The organism is Streptomyces hamibioticus (assembly GCF_047946815.1).
Lineage (GTDB): Bacteria > Actinomycetota > Actinomycetes > Streptomycetales > Streptomycetaceae > Streptomyces.
Genome location: NZ_JBKKQY010000001.1, coordinates 6,826,645 through 6,846,798, shown reverse-complemented (window position 1 = coordinate 6,846,798; position 20,154 = coordinate 6,826,645). Strand labels below are relative to the sequence as shown.

Annotated in this window: 20 protein-coding genes; 11 read left to right on the top strand and 9 right to left on the bottom strand. The window is 74.7% G+C overall.

All coding sequences use genetic code 11. The features are described from left to right. Positions 1-112 precede the first annotated feature (112 nt). Together ACLGIH_RS31215 and ACLGIH_RS31210 are read right to left on the bottom strand one after the other, a co-directional pair. Positions 113-1,045 (bottom strand): FecCD family ABC transporter permease, encoded by a 933-nt coding sequence (locus ACLGIH_RS31215; RefSeq protein ID WP_416529525.1) that lies wholly within the window; start codon positions 1,043-1,045, stop codon positions 113-115. Between the two features lie 101 nt (positions 1,046-1,146). Continuing rightward, positions 1,147-2,136 (bottom strand): ABC transporter substrate-binding protein, encoded by a 990-nt coding sequence (locus tag ACLGIH_RS31210; RefSeq protein WP_416528629.1) that lies wholly within the window; start codon positions 2,134-2,136, stop codon positions 1,147-1,149. 103 nt (positions 2,137-2,239) lie between these two features. Here ACLGIH_RS31210 and ACLGIH_RS31205 point away from each other — a divergent pair, with 103 nt between their 5' ends. The 4 genes from ACLGIH_RS31205 (at position 2,240) to ACLGIH_RS31190 (ending at position 5,625) form a co-directional block, all read left to right on the top strand. Beyond that, entirely contained in the window at positions 2,240-3,436 is a 1,197-nt protein-coding gene (locus tag ACLGIH_RS31205; protein ID WP_416528628.1) for a hypothetical protein, read from the top strand. Positions 3,437-3,571: 135 nt separating this feature from the next. After that, complete coding sequence (dhaK, locus tag ACLGIH_RS31200) at positions 3,572-4,564, top strand: dihydroxyacetone kinase subunit DhaK (RefSeq protein ID WP_416528627.1); 993 nt, start codon at positions 3,572-3,574, stop codon at positions 4,562-4,564. Positions 4,565-4,613: 49 nt separating this feature from the next. Beyond that, entirely contained in the window at positions 4,614-5,222 is a 609-nt protein-coding gene (dhaL, locus tag ACLGIH_RS31195) for a dihydroxyacetone kinase subunit DhaL (RefSeq protein ID WP_416528626.1), read from the top strand. Continuing rightward, entirely contained in the window at positions 5,215-5,625 is a 411-nt protein-coding gene (locus ACLGIH_RS31190; protein WP_416528625.1) for a PTS-dependent dihydroxyacetone kinase phosphotransferase subunit DhaM, read from the top strand. The genes dhaL and ACLGIH_RS31190 overlap by 8 nt, the downstream gene beginning before the upstream one ends. A 237-nt stretch (positions 5,626-5,862) precedes the next feature. Here ACLGIH_RS31190 and ACLGIH_RS31185 read toward each other — a convergent pair whose 3' ends face one another. Continuing rightward, a complete protein-coding gene (locus ACLGIH_RS31185) occupies positions 5,863-6,579 on the bottom strand; it encodes a glycoside hydrolase family 75 protein (RefSeq protein WP_416528624.1) in 717 nt (238 codons plus the stop codon). A gap of 366 nt (positions 6,580-6,945) precedes the next feature. Here ACLGIH_RS31185 and ACLGIH_RS31180 point away from each other — a divergent pair, with 366 nt between their 5' ends. Both ACLGIH_RS31180 and ACLGIH_RS31175 read left to right on the top strand, forming a co-directional pair. Beyond that, a complete protein-coding gene (locus ACLGIH_RS31180; RefSeq protein ID WP_416528623.1) occupies positions 6,946-7,947 on the top strand; it encodes a fibronectin type III domain-containing protein in 1,002 nt (333 codons plus the stop codon). A gap of 151 nt (positions 7,948-8,098) precedes the next feature. Then, the gene (locus ACLGIH_RS31175) at positions 8,099-8,641 is read left to right on the top strand and encodes a hypothetical protein (RefSeq protein WP_416528622.1); all 543 of its coding nucleotides are present in this window, start codon (positions 8,099-8,101) and stop codon (positions 8,639-8,641) included. Positions 8,642-8,663: 22 nt separating this feature from the next. Here ACLGIH_RS31175 and ACLGIH_RS31170 read toward each other — a convergent pair whose 3' ends face one another. The 4 genes from ACLGIH_RS31170 to ACLGIH_RS31155 form a co-directional block, all read right to left on the bottom strand. After that, complete coding sequence (locus tag ACLGIH_RS31170; protein ID WP_416528621.1) at positions 8,664-9,215, bottom strand: PadR family transcriptional regulator; 552 nt, start codon at positions 9,213-9,215, stop codon at positions 8,664-8,666. A 32-nt stretch (positions 9,216-9,247) separates the two neighbouring features. Beyond that, entirely contained in the window at positions 9,248-11,263 is a 2,016-nt protein-coding gene (locus tag ACLGIH_RS31165) for an FAD-dependent oxidoreductase (protein ID WP_416528620.1), read from the bottom strand. A 101-nt stretch (positions 11,264-11,364) separates the two neighbouring features. After that, on the bottom strand, positions 11,365-11,736 hold the full coding sequence (locus tag ACLGIH_RS31160) for a hypothetical protein (RefSeq protein WP_416528619.1): 372 nt from the start codon (positions 11,734-11,736) through the stop codon (positions 11,365-11,367). A 121-nt stretch (positions 11,737-11,857) separates the two neighbouring features. Then, a complete protein-coding gene (locus ACLGIH_RS31155) occupies positions 11,858-12,742 on the bottom strand; it encodes a hypothetical protein (RefSeq protein ID WP_416528618.1) in 885 nt (294 codons plus the stop codon). Between the two features lie 295 nt (positions 12,743-13,037). Between ACLGIH_RS31155 and ACLGIH_RS31150 the strand changes: the two genes are divergently transcribed. Then, on the top strand, positions 13,038-15,116 hold the full coding sequence (locus ACLGIH_RS31150) for a SpoIIE family protein phosphatase (RefSeq protein ID WP_416528617.1): 2,079 nt from the start codon (positions 13,038-13,040) through the stop codon (positions 15,114-15,116). Here the strand turns inward: ACLGIH_RS31150 and ACLGIH_RS31145 are convergent. Both ACLGIH_RS31145 and ACLGIH_RS31140 read right to left on the bottom strand, forming a co-directional pair. Then, positions 15,088-15,960, bottom strand: coding sequence for a putative protein N(5)-glutamine methyltransferase (locus ACLGIH_RS31145; RefSeq protein ID WP_416528616.1), 873 nt, complete (start codon positions 15,958-15,960; stop codon positions 15,088-15,090). The two genes, ACLGIH_RS31150 and ACLGIH_RS31145, sit on opposite strands and share 29 nt — an antisense overlap. A 168-nt stretch (positions 15,961-16,128) precedes the next feature. Then, positions 16,129-17,160 carry a hypothetical protein gene (locus ACLGIH_RS31140; protein ID WP_416528615.1) on the bottom strand — a complete coding sequence of 344 codons (1,032 nt, stop codon included), beginning with the start codon at positions 17,158-17,160 and terminating at the stop codon, positions 16,129-16,131. An 83-nt stretch (positions 17,161-17,243) separates the two neighbouring features. Between ACLGIH_RS31140 and ACLGIH_RS31135 the strand changes: the two genes are divergently transcribed. The 4 genes from ACLGIH_RS31135 (at position 17,244) to ACLGIH_RS31120 (ending at position 20,018) form a co-directional block, all read left to right on the top strand. Further along, positions 17,244-17,729 carry a MarR family winged helix-turn-helix transcriptional regulator gene (locus ACLGIH_RS31135; RefSeq protein WP_416528614.1) on the top strand — a complete coding sequence of 162 codons (486 nt, stop codon included), beginning with the start codon at positions 17,244-17,246 and terminating at the stop codon, positions 17,727-17,729. Positions 17,730-17,815: 86 nt separating this feature from the next. After that, the gene (locus ACLGIH_RS31130; RefSeq protein WP_416528613.1) at positions 17,816-18,421 is read left to right on the top strand and encodes a sulfite oxidase-like oxidoreductase; all 606 of its coding nucleotides are present in this window, start codon (positions 17,816-17,818) and stop codon (positions 18,419-18,421) included. Further along, entirely contained in the window at positions 18,414-19,190 is a 777-nt protein-coding gene (locus ACLGIH_RS31125; RefSeq protein ID WP_416528612.1) for a ferredoxin reductase, read from the top strand. The genes ACLGIH_RS31130 and ACLGIH_RS31125 overlap by 8 nt, the downstream gene beginning before the upstream one ends. A 243-nt stretch (positions 19,191-19,433) precedes the next feature. After that, complete coding sequence (locus ACLGIH_RS31120; RefSeq protein WP_416528611.1) at positions 19,434-20,018, top strand: Rv1733c family protein; 585 nt, start codon at positions 19,434-19,436, stop codon at positions 20,016-20,018. The last annotated feature ends 136 nt before the right edge of the window (positions 20,019-20,154 follow it).

Sequence of the window (20,154 nt, the reverse complement as noted above, 5' to 3'; positions counted from 1 at the left end):
CCGGCGAGCAGCGAGGCAGCCGCGGCCAGCACCAGCAGCACTCCCAGCACGAGGTACCGCCGCGTCGCCGTGCCGGCGAGCCGTCGCGTCGCCGCCGTACCGGAAGTCGCGCTCATCGCGCCCTCCGCAGCAGCGCGACCCCGGCCGGCACGCCCAGCAGTGCCGTCCAGGCGCCGGCCGGTGTCTCCACGGGCGCCAGGGCGAGCCGGGCCGGTACGTCGGCGACGGCCACGGTGACGGCACCCCAGGCCGCCGACCAGGGCAGCCAGCGCACCGCGTCCGAGCGGGGGTTGAGGCGCCGGGCCAGATGCGGGGCGAGGAAGCCGACCCAGGCCACGGGGCCGCACACCGCGGTCACCGGGGCGATCAGCACGACGGCGACGGCCAGCGCCATGAACCGCGCTCGCCGCACCCGCACGCCCAGCGCCTCGGCGTCGTCGTCGCCGAGACGCAGCACCGCGAGCACGGGCGCGCACAGCACGAGCGCGGGGACCGCGACCAGCAGCCACGGCCACAGCCCCGTCACGTCGTCCCAGGTGCGCGCGGAGAGGGAGCCGAGCAGATAACGGTAGATCAGCTGGAGGTCGAGCTGGTCGGCCATGACCATGAGCACGAGCAGCGCGGCCTGCAACGCGGCGGCGACGGCGGCACCGGTGAGCAGGACGGCGGACGGACTGCGTCCGAGTCCGGCCGCGAGGAGCGTCAGTCCGCCGCCGAGCGCGGCCCCGGCGATGGCCAGGAGGGGCTGGACCGCGGCCGGCACCGCCACCGCGAGCACCAGGGGCGCGGCGACCCCGAGGGCCGCTCCGGAGGAGACGCCCAGCATCTCGGGGACGGCCAGCGGGTTGCGCAGCGCCTCCTGGAGCACCAGCCCGGCCGCCCCCAGGCAGGCCCCGGCGACGAGCGCCAGGACCAGCCGGGGTATGCGGAGTTCGGTGACGACGACCCGGGTGATGTCGTCGCCGCCGAGCAGCCGGTCGAGCGGGACGTAGGGCGTGCCCAGGCACAGGGCGCACCACGACGCCAGGAGGAGCAGGGCCGCCAGGGCTCCGAGCTGCGTCCCGCGCCGCGCCCTCGGCAGCCGCCGTCCCGGCGCGCCGGCCAAGTGGTCCACGGCCACCGGTTCGACGGTCCCGGTGGGCGCACTCACCGCAGCGCGGCCCGGGCCTCGTCCAGGACGAGGCCCAGCGAGCGGGTGCCGCGCCCCTTGGCCCACACCTCGGCGTCGACCTCGTGGACGTCTCCGTTCTCGACGGCCGGGATCTTGCCCCACAGCGGGTTCTCCGCCAGCTTCTCGGAGAGCTTGCCGTCCGGCTCGCCGAAGCTCATCGTCTCGACGAACAGCACGTCCACGCCCTGCGCGAGGATCTCCTCGAGGCTGTAACTGCCCTCCACGCCGCGGGACTTCCAGGGGTACTCGGCGAGCTTCGGCATCAGTCCGGCGGCGACGTCGGTGCCGGGGGTGGCGACGCCGAAGTTCTCGTCGCTGCCGTAGATGATGAGCGCGGTCTTGTCGCTCTTGTGCCGCTCGGCCTCGGCGAGCTTGGTACGGAAGGCCTTCTCGGCCTTCTCGCCCTGTGCCGTACGGCCGGTGAGCGCGGCGACGTCGCGCAGGTAGCCGACGCTGTCCTGCCACTTGGCGGGCTGCACGGGCCAGAACGTGGTGGCGCCCTTCAGCGCGGGGGCGAGCTTGCCGTGCGTGTCCTCGAGTCCGATCACCAGGTCGGGCTTGTGGGAGAGGATCGCCTCCACCTCCGGGGCGATGAAGCCACCGGGGACGACAGCCACCCGCTCGGCCTTCTCCTTGCCCAGGAACTTCGGGTGGGCGAGGAGCCGGCTGTTGGTGGCCACGGGCACGATGCCCAGCTCGGTCAGGATGTCGTCGCAGAGCGCCACCAGACAGACGATGCGCTCGGGCTTCTTCTCGAGGGAGACGGTGACGCCGCGCGCGTCCGTCAACCTCCGCGTCTCCTCGATGGGTTCCACCGTGACGTCGGTGACGCCGGCCTTCGCGTCACCGTTGGCCGCCGCGCTCTCGGCCGAGGTGTCGGCAGCGCCGCCGCACCCCGTCAGGACGGATCCCAGGATCACGGCGGCCAGTCCGCGCCGTATGACTCTCAAGGGTGAGCGCAGCATCGGTGCCCTCGCTTCTTCTCGTGTGCTCGTGGTCCGGAAACGCACCGACCATACATGATAATCATTTTCAGATGTACGCCGATGTGCCGACGGAGGACCGCACATGACCACCGAGCCACTGCTCCTCGTCTCCGACCACGTGGAGGGCTGTGTCCACGCTCTGACCGTGCCGGACGGTGTGCCCGCGTGGCGGCTGCCCGGCCGTCACCTCTCCGAGCACGCCGGGTTCCTGGCCCTGCCGGGCGGCCGGGTGGCCTGCGTCGACGACCGTCGGGGCGAGTTGCTCGTGCTCGATCCCTCCGGCCCGGAACCGGTGGCCGCCGCGATACCGGTGGCGGTACCGGCCGAGCACCTCGCCGGCGACCCCTCCGGCCGGTGGGTGGCCGTCACCACGGGCCTGGGCCGGAACTCCGCCCCGTGGTCGGACCTGGTCACCGTCGTCGATCTGGCCACGGAAGACACCTCGCGGGTGCGCACCCGCCCGGGCGAGCCCGGCGTGACGGTGCTCGGACCCGGCGAACACCTCGTCGTCCTCCGGCACCGCGAGCCGGGCGCCCTGGCCGTCCACCGGCTCGCCGACCTGCTCGCCGCACCGCCCGGTTGCCCGCCGGTCACGCCCGCCGCCTGCCTTCCCCTGCCCGACGACGGCCACGGCGACGCCCAGGACCCGCACGGGCCGCGGGTGTTCGTCGCCACCGGCGAAGGGGTGCACCGCGCGCGGCGGGAGGGCGACGGCCTGGTCGCGGAGCCCGTCGTTCCGTGGGGCGCGCCCGGCCGCGGCTGGTACCTCCGGCTGGACCCGCGACGGCGCGCCCTGTGGTCGACCCTGCGCGGCGGCCCCGCGGACCCGCTGCGCTGGCCGGACTGGCCCAACTGGGCCTGGCGCCACGACCTGCGCACCGAAACCACCAGCCGGGCCGACCTCGGACCCGGGCTCGTCTTCCGGCTGGCCCTGTCCCGGGCACACGCCGCCTTCACCCGCATCCACCCCGACGGTGACGAACTGGTCCTGCTGGACGAGGGCGGGGCGACGCACCGCCTCGCCCTGCCGGCCATGGACGGGGCGCCCCGGCGCGGCAGCACCCCCTGGGAGGGCGTCCAGCGCCGGGCGGTGGCCGCCTCCCCGGACACCGACTGGGTGGCCGTCACCCGCGGCGGCCACGGCGAGGTCCACATCGTCGACGCCCGCACCGGCCACGAGGCCGACCGGCTGAAACTGGACACCGCCCTCCAGCACGGGGGCCACGCCGTCCTGCTCCCCCAGCCGGACGGTCCCGACCGCGACCTCGTGGGCCGGTGAGTCCGGGGGCGCCGCGCGGGCACGCCCACGGAGGTTCCTGCGCGTGACCTTCGCTGCCGCAAGGCCGATACTGCCGATGGCGGCGGCCTTCCGGCCGCGCGCCGTCCGACCGGCAGTGCCACCAGGAGGTACCCCGTGAAGATGATCATCAACGTCCCGGAGACCGTCGTCGCGGACGCGCTGCGCGGTATGGCGGCCGCCCATCCGGAGTTGACGGTGGATGTCGAGAACCGGGTGATCGTACGGCGGGACGCGCCCGTGGCCGGGAAGGTGGCGCTGGTGTCCGGGGGCGGCTCGGGGCACGAGCCGTTGCACGGTGGCTTCGTGGGTCCGGGGATGCTGTCCGCGGCCTGCCCGGGCGAGGTGTTCACGTCTCCGGTGCCCGACCAGATGGTGCGGGCCGCGGCGGCCGTGGACAGCGGCGCCGGGGTGCTGTTCGTCGTCAAGAACTACACCGGCGACGTGCTGAACTTCGACATGGCCGCCGAGCTGGCCGAGGACGAGGGCATCCAGGTCGCGAAGGTGCTGGTCGACGACGACGTGGCGGTGACGGACAGTCTGTACACCGCCGGGCGGCGCGGCACCGGCGGGACGCTGTTCGTGGAGAAGATCGCGGGCGCGGCGGCGGACGAGGGACGGCCGCTGGAGCAGGTGGAGGCGATCGCCCGGCAGGTGAACGAGAACTCCCGGAGCTTCGGGGTCGCGCTCGGCGCCTGCACCACCCCGGCCAAGGGCAGCCCCACCTTCGACCTGCCGCCCGGCGAGCTGGAGCTGGGCATCGGCATCCACGGCGAGCCGGGCAGGCAGCGGCGGCCGATGATGACCGCCGGGGAGATCGCCGAGGCCGCACTCGACGCGATCCTTCAGGACTTCACCCCGCGCAACCCGGTGCTGGTGCTGGTCAACGGCATGGGCGCGACGCCGCTGCTGGAGCTGTACGGCTTCCACGCCGAGGTGCAGCGGGTGCTCGGCGAGCGGGGAGTGCCCGTCGCCCGCGTCCTGGTGGGCAACTACGTCACCTCGCTCGACATGGCGGGCGCCTCGGTGAGCCTGTGCCAGGTCGACGAGGAGCTGCTCAGGCTGTGGGACGCTCCGGTGAAGACGCCCGGCCTGCGGTGGGGCATGTGACGCCGGACGGGGAAGGAAACACTCCGTACCTACCAGGCAAGGAGATCCAGTGCTCGACGCCGATTTCTTCCGCCGTTGGATGACGGCGACCGCCGCGTCGGTCGACCGGGAGGCGGAACGGCTCACCGCCCTCGACTCGCCCATCGGCGACGCCGACCACGGCAGCAACCTCCAGCGCGGCTTCCGGGCCGTCGTGGCCGCGTTGGAGAAGGAGCCGCCCGCCACGCCGGGCGCGGTGCTGATGCTGTCCGGACGCCAGCTCGTCTCGACGGTCGGCGGCGCCTCGGGGCCGCTGTACGGCACCCTGCTGCGCCGCACCGGCAAGGCGCTCGGCGAGGACGCCGAGGTGAGCGGGGAGCAGCTCGCCGAGGCGTTGCGCACGGGCGTGGAGGCGGTCAGGACGCTCGGCGGGGCCGCCCCCGGCGACAAGACCATGATCGACGCGCTGGTGCCGGCCGTCGACGCCCTCCGCGACTCGTTCGCCGCGGCCCGCGACGCCGCCGAGGAAGGGGCCCGGGCGACCACGCCGATGCAGGCCCGCAAGGGCAGGGCGAGCTACCTGGGCGAGCGCAGCATCGGGCATCAGGACCCGGGCGCCACCTCGGCCGCGCTGCTCGTCGCCGCGCTCGTCCACGCGGCGGAGGTCGGCGGTGAGTGACGAGAAGCTGGTCGGGATCGTGCTGGTGTCGCACAGCGCGGAGGTGGCCGCGTCCGTGGCCGAGCTGGCGAAGGCGCTGTCGGGCGGTGGCACGGCGGTGCCCGTCGCGGCGGCGGGCGGCACCGCGGGGGGCGGGTTCGGCACCAGCGCCGAGCTGGTCACGGCCGCCGCGGCGGCGGTGGACCGGGGCGCCGGGGTGGCCGTGCTCACCGACCTGGGCAGTGCGGTGCTCACCGTGAAGGCGCTCCTCGCCGAGGGCGACGAACTCCCCGACCCCACACGCCTGGTGGACGCCCCTTTCGTCGAGGGCGCGGTGGCCGCGGTGGTCACGGCGGCCACCGGAGCCGACCTGGCCGCGGTGGAGGCGGCGGCGACGGAGGCGTACTCCTACCGAAAGACCTGACGGCCGACGGCGCGCGCCGGGCGGCTCCCGCCGACGTGACGGCGAGTGCCGGGGCCGGGGCGCGGACCGGGCCGGACCGGCACCGCTCCAGTCCGGCCCGGGGCCGTGCAGGGCCGTGCCGTTCCCGCGCCGGGCCTACGCATCGGCACCGGCCTTCGCCCCCCTCGGTCCGTGAACTCCCGGTCAGGGAGCGAGGGATCGGCAAGGGACGGCGCAGGCCGACGCCGCGTCGGCGTGTCAGCCGCCGCTCACCAACCGGCGGGCCAGCCGCTCCCCCGCCCGCTCCGCCGCGTCCCGGTCCTCGATCGGCTCGACCCGGCTGTCCTTGAAGACGATGTACGTGACGCCGGACGGGACGCCGCCGCCCCGCGGGTCGGGCCGGATGCCGAGGGCCACGGCGGTGGCGTAGGAGGCCTCGCCGATGATGCCGCGCGGGCCGACGTCCCCGACGACCGCGTACTGCACGCGGCCCTTGTGGACCACGGCGGCGACGGAGCCGCCGCGCACGCCGTGTTCGCGGTAGTCCCACAGACCGCTCGGAGCGGGCACGACGATGTACGGAAGGGCTTCGGCGTCGAGCGGGCGGCCGTCGGACCGGGCGAAGGCGGTGGCGGCGGTGAAGTACGGGTCGGTACGCGGGTTGCAGTGGTCCCCGGCCCGCCCGTCGCAGTCGATGTCCAGGTCGGCCTTCCAGAACACGGCGTCCCGTGTTCCGCACACCGGGATGTCGGCCGGGGCCCCGGCGTCGCTGCGGTAACGCCCCTTCGAGACGGGGGTGCAGTCGCGCACCTCGGCCAGCAGGTCGGCGGCGCCGACCTTGTCGTCGTGCGACGGCGTACGGGAGTCGGGCCGCGCCTGCGGGCCGGGCCGTGGAGGGGGCGGGGTGTCGGGGAGCGTCGTCGGGGCGAGCAGGGCGGCGCCAGCCGCGACCAGTGTCAGGGACTGGACACGCACGTGAAGGCCTCTCCTGGGGAACATGACGGACACTCAGCCCAATCTGGTCCTCGATCGATCGTGCGTCCAGCACTGGAGGGCCAGACGGCGCACGGGCGCGTCGGTCCGGCAAAGGCCGGGCGGCCCGAGCCCGTACCGGCTCCGGGCCACCCGGCCGTCCGCGCCGGCGCGGGGACGAGCGACGACAGCGATCCGCGCCGTCGGCCGAACTCGCCGCCGCTGCGGGGGACTTCGGCCGCGGGAGGCTTCAGCATACGTAACGCCGCCGGGCGCTCGGCAACCGTCCGCCTCTTGATGTGATCGCGTCAGCCGCGTCATATTGGTCCGGACCATTGCCGTCGTGTCGTGTCCCCTGGAGGCAGAGTCGTGCGAGGCGTTCCCCCTCCGGCAGCACCCACCGCCCCCGCTCCGGCGCGCCGCTGTGCGCTGCTCTGCGGTGCCCTCGTGCTGGTCGCGTCCTGCGGCTGGGGCGGAGCCGGCCGGGACGGCGGCGGCCGGCCGCCCGGGGTGCCGACCGGCGTCACCGCCGAGGCCGGGAGCGCGACCAGCGTGCACGTGATGTGGAACGCCGTCCCCGGCGCCGAGGGCTACGAGGTGTACCGCGGCACCACGAAGGTGAAGACGCTGCCCGGGAACGAGCGCATGGTGGACGTCACCCGGCTCAGGCCGTCGACCTCGTACGTCTTCACCGTGCGGGCACGGGACGCCGAGGGCCGGCCGGGGCCGCGCAGCCGGGAGGTCCGGGCGACGACCCCCGCGGCGGGCGCGGCCGACGACTCGCCCCCGACGGCTCCGGGCGGGGCGCGGGGCCGGGCCGCCGACGGCCGGGCCGTCCAGCTGTCGTGGTCGGCGGCGACCGACGACCGCGGCGTGGCCTCGTACGAGGTCTACCAGGGCGACACCAAGATCCACAGCGTGGGCGGGGGGCAGACGGCGACCGTGGTCGGCGGGCTGCGCCCGGGCACCCGCTACCGCTTCACCGTCCGGGCCAGGGACGCGGCCGACAACGTCTCCCCGCCCAGCGCCGCCGTCCGGCTCACCACGCCGGGCCGCGACGACGGGCGTGCCGGTGCGCCCACAGCGCTGCGCGCGGCCAGCCACCTCGCCGACGGGGCGTACCACATCGACCTCACCTGGGTCCCGCCGCGCGCCGACGGCGTGATCACCGAGTACGAGATCCAGCTCGACGGGCGCCCGGCCACCTCGCTGGTGTTCGGCGCCGACGCCCCGCGCGACCGGGCGGAGTACAGCTTCTACGCGGGCGAGAAGGCCGGCGTCACGCACCGGGTGCGGCTGCGGGCCAGGCTGCCCGACGGGACCTGGGGCGGGTTCTCGGCGGAGCGGACGGTGACGACGGGCGACCGCTGACCGGTCCGGTCAGCCCCTCGTCACCTGGGCGGCTGCGCTCGGCATGCGGACCGGTCCGGCGGCCTGTTGGCTGCGTGGGAGGCAGCACGGCGTTCCCGTTTCGACGGTGCCAGGGATGTACCGCCGACCGTGCCGCCGGAGGGCAGTCCACATGCGCATCTCTCAGCCACTTCTCCGCTCCGGCCTGACCGTGGCAGCCGCGGCCGCGCTGCCCCTCGCCCTGACCGCCGGGCCGGCCGCGGCGGGACCGGGGATCTCGGTGAGCACCACCGGCTCCACGGTGTCGGTCACGACCACGGCCTGCGCCCAGCTCAACGGCAGCTGGGGCACCGCCTCGCTGCTCAGCAGCGGCCAGTCCAGCTTCGCCCAGGGGCGCCAGGTGGCGCTGTCGGGGACCAGCTCCGGCCAGTCGGCCGCGTGGTCGGACGTCAGCCCCGGCACCTACACGGTGGTCGTCGTGTGCTCGAACAACAGCACCGCGGGCACCCAGACGGTCATCGTCTCCCCCGCGCCGTCGCCCAGCCGGACGCCCTCCCCCTCCGCCTCGCCGTCACGCGGCGTGCTGGGCGGCTTCGGCGGTGCGGTCCAGGACTACGGCACGGTCACCCTCGCGGCCGGTGGCGCGCTGGTCGGCACCGGCGTGATCGCCGCGGCCTGGTTCCTGCGCCGCCGCTCGAAGCCGTACCGGTTCTGAGCCAGCCGGCTCCGGGGCGGCGTCAGGCCGGCTCGGAGCCGGGCAGTTCGGCGAACTCCGCGAGGGCGTGCCGCAGCCACTGGGTCCAGAAGGTCTCCAGGTCGATTCCGGCGCGCAGCACCAGATGGCGCAGCCGGTCCTCGGCACTGTCCCTGCCGGGCGGGAAGTCGCGCCGCTCGATCTCCTCGTACTCGGCCAACTGCCGCTCGTGCAGCTCCAGATGGCGCCGCAGGTCCGCTTCGAGTCCCTCGGTGCCGACGACGGCCGCGGCCCGCAGCCGCAGCAGCATCGTGTCCCGCAGCGGCTTGGGGTCCTGGGCGGCGGCGGTCCACCGGGTCAGTTCGGCGCGGCCCGCGGGCAGAACCTCGTAGGCCTTCTTCTGCCCGCGGGCCGGCTGCTCGGCCGGCAGGGCCCGGATCAGTCCCTCGGCCTCCAGTTTTCCCAGCTCGCGATAGATCTGCTGGTGCGTCGCCGACCAGAAGTAGCCGATCGACCTGTCGAACCGGCGGGTCAGCTCCAGCCCCGACGACGGCTTTTCGAGCAGGGCGGTGAGGATCGCGTGCGGGAGTGACATGGGCTCATCCTAGGGAGGGGCCCCGCCGGTCCCTACAGTGCCGCGGCCAGCTCCGTGCCCTGCTTGATCGCGCGCTTGGCGTCCAGTTCGGCGGCCACGTCGGCGCCGCCGATCAGGTGCACGCTGCGGCCGGTGGCGACCAGGTCCTCGTACAGGCCGCGGCGCGGCTCCTGGCCGGTGCACAGCACGATGGTGTCGACCTCCAGCACCGTGCTCTCGCCGTCGATCGTGAGGTGCAGCCCGGCGTCGTCGATCCGGTCGTAGGCCACGCCCGGCACCATGGTGACGCCGCGGTGCTTCAGCTCGGTGCGGTGGATCCAGCCGGTGGTCTTGCCGAGCCCGGCGCCGACCTTGGAGGTCTTGCGCTGGAGCAGGTGGACGGTGCGCGGCGGCGCGGGCCGCTCGGGCGCGGCGAGGCCGCCGGGCGCTTCGTACTCCATGTCGACGCCCCAGAGGCGGAAGTACGTCTCCGGGTTCTCGTGCGCCTTGTCGCCGCCGTCGGTGAGGTACTCGGCGACGTCGAAGCCGATGCCGCCCGCGCCGAGGATCGCGACCCGGTCGCCGACGGGGGCCTTGTCGCGCAGCACGTCCAGGTAACCGACGACGCTCGGGTGGTCGACGCCGGGGATGTCGGGGACGCGCGGGGTGACTCCGGTGGCGACGACGACCTCGTCGTAGCCGTCGAGGTCGGCGCTGGTGACGGAGGTGTCCAGGCGTACGGCGACGCCGTGGGCGTCGAGCTGCGTGCGGAAGTAGCGCAGGGTCTCGTCGAACTCCTGCTTGCCGGGGACCTGGCGGGCCACGTTGAGCTGGCCGCCGATCTCGCTCGCCGCGTCGAAGAGGGTGACCTCGTGGCCGCGTTCTGCGGCACTCACCGCGCAGGCGAGGCCGGCCGGTCCGGCGCCGACGACCGCTATGCGCTTGCGCAGCCGGGTCGGTGAGAGGACCAGCTCGGTCTCGTGGCAGGCGCGCGGGTTGACCAGGCAGGAGGTGATCTGCCCACTGAAGGTGTGGTCGAGGCAGGCCTGGTTGCAGCCGATGCAGGTGTTGATCGCCTCCGGGCGGCCGGCCGCGGCCTTGGCGACGAAGTCGGGGTCGGCGAGCATCGGGCGGGCCATCGACACCATGTCGGCCGTGCCCTCGGCGAGCAGCTGCTCGGCCAGCTCGGGGGTGTTGATGCGGTTGGTGGTGACCAGCGGGACGGACACCTCGCCCATCAGCCGCTTGGTCACCCAGGTGTAGGCGCCGCGCGGCACGGAGGTGGCGATGGTGGGGATGCGGGCCTCGTGCCAGCCGATGCCGGTGTTGATGATCGTCGCCCCGGCCGCCTCGACCGCCTTGGCCAGGGTGGTCACCTCGTCCAGCGTGGAACCGTCGGGCACCAGGTCGAGCATGGACAGCCGGTAGATCAGGATGAAGTCCTCGCCGACCGCCTCGCGCACCCGGCGCACGATCTCGACGGGGAAGCGCATGCGGTTGCCGTACGAGCCGCCCCAGCGGTCGGTGCGGTGGTTGGTCCGCGCGGCGATGAACTCGTTGATCAGGTAGCCCTCGGAGCCCATGATCTCCACGCCGTCGTAGCCGGCCTCGCGGGCCAGGCGGGCGGTGCGGGCGTAGTCGTCGATGGTGCGCTCGACCTCGGCGTCGGTCAGCTCCCGGGGCGGGAAGGGACTGATGGGTGCCTGGAGGGGGCTCGGCGCGACCAGGTCGCGGTGGTAGGCGTACCGGCCGAAGTGCAGGATCTGCAGCGCGATGCGCCCGCCCTCGGCGTGCACGGCGTCGGTGACGACGCGGTGCTGCTCGGCCTCCGCCTCGGTGGTGAGCTTGGCGCCGCCCTCGTACGGCCGGCCCTCGTCGTTGGGCGCGATGCCGCCGGTGACGATCAGGCCCACTCCCCCGCGCGCGCGGGCGGCGTAGAAGGCGGCCATGCGCTCGAAGCCGCGCTCGGCCTCTTCCAGGCCGACGTGCATGGAGCCCATGAGGACCCGGTTGGGCAGCGTGGTGAAGCCCAGGTCGAGCGGGCTCAGCAGGTGCGGGTAACGGCTCATGGGGCCCTCCGTGCGCGGTGTGGTGCCTCTGTTGTAGAGGACACCCGCCACCTTTTGCAACTAGTTGCATAAGGTGGCGTCGCACACGGTGGGCCCGTCGGTCAGCGGTTCTCCAGCCGTACGTGCAGCTCCCGCTCCTGATCCCCGGAGACCCCGGTCAGGTCCTGCACGGTGAACAGGGAGTCCAGGGTGGTGCGGAAGCGCTCGATCGCCCAGTAGCCGCCGTGCGCGTCGGCCTCCACCGACGCCCGCAGCGGCGCGGGACGGTGCTCGCCCCCGCGGGCGTCGGCGACGTCGAAGGTGCCGAGCCACACCGTCGGGCGCACCTGGTGGTACTCCCGGGGCACGTCCTCCGCGCACCGGTCGGACGAGAAGCAGGCGCACAGGGCGTCGAACACGATGCGGGCGTCTTCCTTGCTGCATCCGCTGATCTCGACCGAGACGGATTCCGGGTGCAGTCGCTCGCCGTCCATGGTGATCGCTCCTCTCGGGCCGCGGCGCGGCACCGCGGGCGCTCCGCGGAACCGCACCCCCTCACCAAGAAAAGCACCACCCCGGGCGGAGCACTACCGGCGCGGTGCGGCCGTGCGCCACTCAGCCGCGGGTGAAGCGGTAGGTCCTGCTGTCCGTCAGCAGGCAGAAGCCCGGCGACAGCACGATCACCCGCAGGGTGCCGGTGCGGCGGTCGCAGTCGCCGCCCTCGGTCTCGAACTCACCCGAGCAGGCGCTGCGCAGGGGCAGCTGCCGCAGGGCCGTGACCCGGCCGGTGACGTCGGCCGTACCGTCCGGGGCGGCGGACAGCTCGACCCGGAGCAGCGGTTTGGTGATGCCGAAGAGGGTGCCGGCCGGGTCGTCGGAGGAGCACAGCAGCCGGGTCGCGGTGACGAAGTCGCAGCCCTGCACGTCGCGCACGGGGCGGTCCAGGTGCACCGTGGCCACCTGCGGGAGGTCGGCCGAGGGCGAGGTGGCCGGGTTGACGCCGGGGGTCGGGAAGACCAGCAGCCGGTTCATGGTGCCCCACTCGCCGGCGAGCATCCACCGGCCGTCCGGGGAGATCGCGACCCAGGAGTTGTTGGGCGCCTCCGCCGGGCCGAGCGCGTGCAGGTACTCCGACCAGCGGCCGTCCGGCGCCTGCACCCGGAACATCTTCGCGCCGCCGTCGTCGCGCTGATAGGGCTCGACGTAGTGGCCGTCGCAGGAGGCGTCGGGGTCGCCGACGTGGTTCCAGCCCCGGCCCGAGACGTCGAGCGGGATGGTGCCGATGCCCGTGTAGCGGTTGGGGCTGCCAGCCGGCACCTCGACGGAGGCCAGGCCCTGGCTCTCGGTGAGCGGGCGGGCCCGGTCGGAGCCCACCTCGGTCCAGACGTCGGCCGCGGGCGCGGACCGGGCGGACGGGGCGGCGGCGAGGACGGCCGCGGTCGCGAGCGCGACGAGTGCGGTCAGGGCGGCGTGACATCGTTGCCGGGCGCGCGGGTGCATGGGCGGCTCCTCGGTGGGGGGTAACGGTCGCGCGGGAGGGCAGGGCCGTCCGCGCGGAACCGCGGCCCCGCGCGGGCGGTCGGGGCGCGCGGAACCGCCGAACCACGGCCCCGCGCGCACGGCGCTCAGTCCGGTGTGTCCATGTTCGGCATGTACAGACCAAGACGGCCGTCTCTCTCACCCGTCGGGCCCGATGGCCTCGGGGAAACGGCGCTGTACGCGGTAGAACGCGGTAGAACAGGGGAGTCGGCACCGAAGAGGCGTGCCGTCTGGATCGGCGAAGGCGGGGCCTGGGATGAGTGCAGCCGGATCGCCCGCGTTCCAGGGCGAGGAGCCGCCGCGCGGGCCCGTGCGGCCGAGCGGGCTGCTCGACGTCCTGGGCGTGGCCTCGGTGGTGCTGGACTCCGAGGGACGGATCGTGCTGTGGAGTCCGCAGGCCGAGGAGCTGTTCGGCTACCCCGCGCAGGAGGCGCTGGGCCAGTACGCCGCCCGGATCATGGTGCACGAACGGCACCTGGACCTCGTGGTGAAGCTGTTCGCCGACGTCATGGCCACCGGCCGGGGCTGGGCCGGGGCCTTCCCGATCCGCCGCAAGGACGGCACCACCCGGCTGGTGGAGTTCCGCAACATGCGGCTGCTGGACGACCGGGGCGACGTCTACGCGCTGGGGCTCGCCGCCGACCAGACCACCGTGCGCCGGCTGGAACGGGAGGTGGCGCTGTCCACCCGGGTGATCGAGCAGTCCCCGATCGGTCTGGCCGTCCTCGACACGGAGCTGCGGTACGTCTCGGTCAACCCGGCGCTGGAGCAGATCAACGGCGTCCCCGCCGAGGAGCACATCGGGCGGACGACCCGTGAGCTGCTGCCGCGGCTGGACCCGAGCGCGGTGGAGAACGCGGCGCGCCGCGTCCTGCAGACCGGCCGGCCGCTGGTCGACCAGCCCACGGTCGGCCGGACCCCCGCCGATCCGGACCACGACCACGCCTGGTCGGTGTCGGTGTACCGGCTGGAGGACGCCGTCGGGACGGTACTGGGCGTGGCCCTGTCGGTGGTGGACGTCACCGAGCAGTACCGGGCGAGCGTCGAGGCGGAGAGCGCGCGGCGGCGGCTGGCGGTCATCGCCGACGCCTCCGCCCGGATCGGCACCACGCTGGAGCTGGAGCGCACCGCGCACGAGCTGGCCGACGTGGCGGTGCCGGCCCTCGCCGACGTCGCGGCCGTGGACCTGCTGGAAGCCGTGGTGAAGGGCCGGCGCAGCACCCTGGGCCCGGCCGAGCCCGCGGTGATCCGGGCCCTGGCCGTGCAGGCCGTCGACGAGCCCGAGGCCCTCCGGGCGGCCGACCCGCCCGGGCAGGTCGCCCGGTACGGGCCCGACCGGCTGGTCACCGAGTGCGTGCGCACCGGGCACCCGGTGCTGGTCCGGCACGTGCGGGACGCGGACCTGCCGCGCATCGCCCGCTCCCCCGAGGCCGCCGAGCTGCTGCGGCGGGCGGGCGTGCACTCGTACCTGGCGGTGCCGCTGATCGCCCGCGGGGAGGTGCTGGGCTCCCTGGACCTGAAGCGGACCCGCAATCCGATGCCGTTCGGCGAGGACGACCTGCTGCTGGCCCGGGAACTGGCCGGCCGCGCGGCGGTGCAGATCGACAACGCCCGCTGGTACCAGAACGCCCGGAACAGCGCGCTCACCCTGCAGCGCAGCATGCTGCCGAGCCACCCCCGGGTGACGGGCGGGCTGGAGGTGGCCTCCCGCTACCAGCCCGCCGAGGCGACCAGCGAGGTCGGCGGGGACTGGTTCGACGTGATCCCGCTGGAGGATTCCAAGACGGCGCTCGTGGTGGGCGACGTGATGGGCAGCGGCATCACGGCGGCGGCGTCCATGGGGCGGCTGCGTACCGCGACCAACACCCTGGCCTCCCTCGGCCTGGACCCGGCGCGGCTGCTGGAGCACCTGGAGCGGACCACCGCCGGCCTCGACCAGTCCATCGCCACCTGCGTCTACGCCGTCCACGACCCCAACCGGCAGGAGTGCCGGATCGCCAACGCCGGCCACCTGCCGCCGATCCGGGTCCGGGCCGGCCGGCCCCCGGAGCTGCTCGACCTGCCCACCGGGGTGCCGCTGGGCGTGGGCGGCGTCCCGTTCTCCACCACCACCGTCGACCTGGCCCCCGGCGACCGGCTGGTGCTCTACACCGACGGCCTGGTCGAGACGCGGCGGCATCCGCTCGACGAGCGGCTGGACGCCCTGCTGGCCCTGCTGGACGGCCCGGACCGGCCCCTGGAGGAGGTCTGCGACCTGCTCCTGCGCACCCTGCACGAGCCGGAGAACTCCGACGACGTGGCGCTGCTCATCGCCCGGGCGACGCACCCGGCCTGAGGGGCGGCGTTCCGGCCGGGTCGTGGACGCCGGTCACCACATGGGCGTGCATCTCCTCCGACACGGCCAGCCGCGCCCGCAGACCGGCGCCGGAGAAGGCGGCCAGAGCCCTGGGGGCCTGGCGTTCGCTCGTCTCGACCAGCAGGCAGCCGCCGGGGGCCAGCCAGCGGGTCGCGTCGGCGGCGACCCTGCGCAGCACGTCGAGGCCGTCGGCTCCGCCGTCGAGGGCGGTCAGCGGTTCGTGGTCGCGGGCCTCGGCGGGCAGCAGGGCGACCTCGCCGCTGGGGACGTAGGGCACGTTGGCGGCGAGGACGTCGATCCGGCCGCGCAACGCGCCGGGCAGCGCCTCGTACAGGTCCCCGGCGTGCACCCGGCCGCCGTAGGGCGCGAGGTTGCCGCGGGCGCAGGCCACGGCGGCCGGGTCGACGTCGGCGGCGTGCACCTCGGGCTGGTCGAGCGCGTCGGCCAGGGCGGCGCCGACCGCGCCCGAGCCGCAGCACAGGTCCACGACGAGCCGGGCACCGGGCGCGTGGGCCAGGGCCTGCTCGACGAGGAACTCGGTGCGGCGGCGGGGGACGAAGACGCCCGGCGTCACGGCGATGCGCAGGCCGCGGAACCCGGCCCAGCCGAGGACGAGTTCGAGGGGCAGCCCGGTGACCCGCCGGTCCACCAGGGCGGTGAGTTCCTCCGGGGTGCGCGCGGCTTCGCGGAGCAGTTCCGCCTCGTCCTCCGCGAAGACGCAGCCGGCGGCGCGCAGCGCGGCCACGACGGCATCACGGGAGGGGACCGCGGGGGGAATTGCGGGAGGAATTGCGGGGGGAACTTCGGGAGGAAGGGGAGACATGGAGGCGGGAGCCTTTCGACGTACGAAGGGCGCTCCCGCGGTCACCTGCTGACGGTGACCCTGCCGAGAGATGAGAGCACCCGGACCGGCACAGCGGTGATGGGTCTCACCTCCTCGGGTTGCGACGGCCGGGACGGTCCGCGGCCGTCGGCCACCTTACCCCAGTGATCAGACGCCGACGGCCTCCTCGGCCTCCTCCTCGGCCGCCCGCTCCCGCCGGGTCCGGTGCCGCGGCGCCGCGGGTGCCGTCGCGCGCTCGCGCAGGGCGGCGACCGCCACCGCCGCCAGGCCCAGGACCAGCCAGGCGGCCAGCGTCCAGAGGTTGCGGGCCAGTCCGTCGCCGTCGAAGTACAGCAGGCCGCGGGCGCCCTCGACGAAGCCCGCGCCGTTCCAGAAGGCGTGCAGGGTGCCGAAGAAGCCGTTCTGCAGCTCGGGCCGGAACAGGCCGCCGGAGCTGGTGAAGTTGAGCATCACGAACAGGACCATCATGGCGAGCGTGGTCCATCGCTTGAGGAAGGTGTGCAGGCCGACGCCGAGGAACAGGATGCCGGCCGCGTACAGCCAGGCCATGCCGAACAGGCCGGCCAGGTCGTGGTGGGCGAGATGGAACACCGGCCCGGCGAGCAGGGCGCCGATGCCGCCGACCACGCCGGAGACGCCGAGGGTCAGCAGCGCCCGGACGCGCATCGGCAGGGCGGACCCGGCCGCGCCGATCGCGGCTACGGAGGCGTAGGAGCCGATGCTGACCGCGACCAGCAGGAAGAACAGGCCCTGCCCGGTGGGGTCGTCGTCGACCGGGGCGGCCACGTCGGTCACCGTCAGCGGGACGCCGTGCTGTTCCGCGACGGGGGCGAAGACCTTCTCCGCCGCCATGGCGCCCATGTCGGAGGCGGCGGTGGCCACGACGACCTCGGGCGTCCGCTCGCCGGGCACGTAGGCGCCGGTGATGGCGCGGGACCGCAGCAGGCCGACGGCCTCGGCCCGGGTGGCCACGGTCCGGACGTCGAGCGCGTCACCGGCCTCGTCCTGCACCGACCGGGCGAGCGCCTCGGCCTCGGGCCCGGACCCGACGACGGCGACCGGCAGGTGGTTCGGCTCGGGGGTGACGAACGCCCCCATGTACGCGAGCCCCATGCCGACGCACATCAGTAGCGGGGTGATCAGGTGCGTGAGCACGTGGCGCAGGGCGTGCGACGGCATCGGCCCTTCCTCCCGGAAAATAGTTGGCTTCTACAACTCTCTCTGCAAGTTGTACTGTACAACCAAAGACCGGAGGAGGTCCCGTGGGAGCAGCCGAGACGCCCGATGAGACGCCCCTCACCCCCCGCGGCCCCGCGGCGGACGCGGCCGTGGAGACCATCCAGCGGGAGATGACGGCGTTCGCCCGCCGCGCCCGCGCCTCGGCGGGACGCATGCACCCCGAGCTGTCGCTGGTGTCGTACACCCTCCTCGGGCACCTGGAGGAGCGGGGCGGCTGCCGGGCCACCGACCTGGCCGCCCACTACGCGCTGGACAAGTCCACCGTCAGCCGCCAGGTGGCCGCCATGGAGCGGGCCGGGCTGGTCGAGCGGCGCCTCGACCCGGAGGACCACCGGGTGCAGCTGCTGCATCTGACGCAGGCCGGCCGCAGCATCCTGGCCCAGGTCACGGCGAGCCGCCGGACCGCCGTGCGGGAACGGCTCGCGGACTGGCCGGAGCAGGACCTGCTGCGCTTCGCCGCGTACCTGGAGCGGTACAACGCCTGGCCAGGGCCCGGCGCCGAGCGGTAGCCGCGGGCGCGTACGGTGGTGTGCGCACGCACGATCACGTCCGACCCGGGGGCGGCCCTCGCGGCGGCCCGGAAGGCACCACCCGCATGAACATCACCCGAGGCTTCACCGGCCGCCCGCGCACCGCCCGCGCCGGGCTGCCGCCCGGTCAGTACGACGCCGGCGACGACTGGCCGGTGCTGTCCGCCGAGGTCACGCCCGATCTCACCGCCGCCGACTGGTCCCTGCGCATCGGCGGCCTGGTGGCCGAGCCGCGCACCTGGACCTGGGAAGAGGCCCGCCGGCTGCCCGCGTCGGCGTACGAGGGCGACATCCACTGTGTGACCGGCTGGTCCAAGTTCGGCGTGCGGTTCGGCGGGGTGTCCCTGGACGCCTTCCTCCGGGCCGCGGGCCCGCTGCCGGCCGCCACCCACGCGGTGGCCTACGCGCACACCGGCTACAGCGCGAACCTGCCGCTCGCGGACCTGACCGGCGGGCGCGCCTGGATCGTGTGGGAGTACGACGGCCGGCCGCTCGCCCCCGAGCACGGCGGTCCGGCCCGGCTGGTGGTGCCCCACCTGTACTTCTGGAAGAGCGTCAAGTGGGTCGCGGGCCTGGAACTGCTCGACCACGACGAGCCGGGCTTCTGGGAGCGCAACGGCTACCACGCCCGGGGCAATCCCTGGCAGGAACAGCGGTACTCCGGTGACTGAGACGGCGACGGGCGCGGTGCCCTCCTTCACTCCCCCGACGCGGTTCGCCGTGCCCGGCCGCATCGCGGTGAGCGAGCAGGTGGCCGCGCGGTGGCAGACCGCCACGCTCACCGAGATCCGCCGCGAGACACCGCGGGCGGCCACCTTCCGGTTCGCCGTGCCGGGCTGGGCGGGCCATCTGCCCGGCCAGCACCTGATGCTGCGGCTCACCGCCGCGGACGGCTACGTGGCCCAGCGCCACTACTCCCTGGCCTCGGCGCCCGACGACTCGGTGCACATCGAGCTGACCCTCGACCATGTCGCGGACGGCGAGGTCTCCGGATGGTTCCACACGGTGGCCCGGCCCGGTGACCGGGTCGAGGTGCGCGGCCCGCTCAGCGGCTTCTTCGCCTGGCCGGGCGACCGGCCCGCGCTGCTGATCGGCGCCGGCTCCGGGGTCGTACCGCTGATGTCCATGGTCCGGCACCACCGGGCGCGGGGACTGACCGTGCCGGTGCGGCTGCTGGTCTCCGCGCGCAGCCCCGAGGAGCTGATCTACGCCCGGGAGTACGGCGCGGAGACGACGCCGGTGTTCACCCGCAGTGCCCCGCAGGGCACGCCGGTGGGCCGGCTGAGCGCCGCGCACCTGGCGCCGTTGCTGGCCGAGCGGCCGGCCGGCGGCTGGGAGGCCTATGTGTGCGGCTCGAACTCCTTCGCCGAGCACGCCTCGCGGCTGCTCGTGGCGGGCGGGCAGCCCGTCGACCGCATCCGCATCGAGCGCTTCGGCTGACGCCGGGCCGGCCCGCGCGGCCGGAACCCGTGGGCCCCGCGCCCGGGCCGGGTTTCCCCCTGCCCCGCACGGGCACCTGACCCGGGTTCCGGGGTGGGCTACGTGGTGATCGAGGGCCGCCGGACGGGGTACCAGACCAGTGCGGGCACCCGCACGCGTGGCGCGATGCGGAGGGAGCGGCGGTCCCGCCCTCGGACGGCCTTCCGTCCCGCCCTCGGCCGCGGTGAGCGCGAGGAGGTCGAGATGCGAACCCGGGTACGCGGCTGGCGCTGGCGGCACAATCCGCTGCGGCGCCGGTCGGACGTCGTGGAAGCCTGGACGGTGCTGGCCGTCGCCGTCCTGCTGTTCGTCGGGGCCCCGCTGCTCGGTGCCGCCTCGGCCTGGTGGGCGCACGGCCAGGCGCGCGAGGTCGCGGCGGAGCAGCGGGCCGAGCGTCGGCAGGTGCGCGCCGAGGTGGTCGGCAAGGCCCCCGACGCGCTGCCGTCGGTGCATGCCGGCGGATACCACTCGTACCAGGCGACCGTGCGCTGGACGGAGCCGGGCGGCATCGAGCAGTCCACCGCGGCGCGGGTCCCGGCGGACACCCGGCGCGGCGAGACGGTCGACGTCTGGCTGGACTCCGAGGGGCGGTACGTGCTGCCGCCGGCCGACGCCACCACGGTGTGGCAGCACACCCTCACCATCGGCGTGGCCACCACGGCCGGAACCGTGACCGTGGTCCTGCTGGCGCGCTGCGCCGTACGCCGCGTCGCCATGCGGCACCGTATGGCCGAGTGGGACCGGGCGTGGGCGCGCGTCGAACCGGAGTGGACCCACCGCCGGGCGTGACCCGGCGTCCGCCGCGGACCCGGGCCCGGCCGGGGGCCGACCGGGGGCCGGGTACCTGGTCAGGGCCGCGATCACCCGCGTACGGTGTGATCATCCGTACGGCGTCACTCCGTCCCCTGACCCAAAGGCGGTTCTC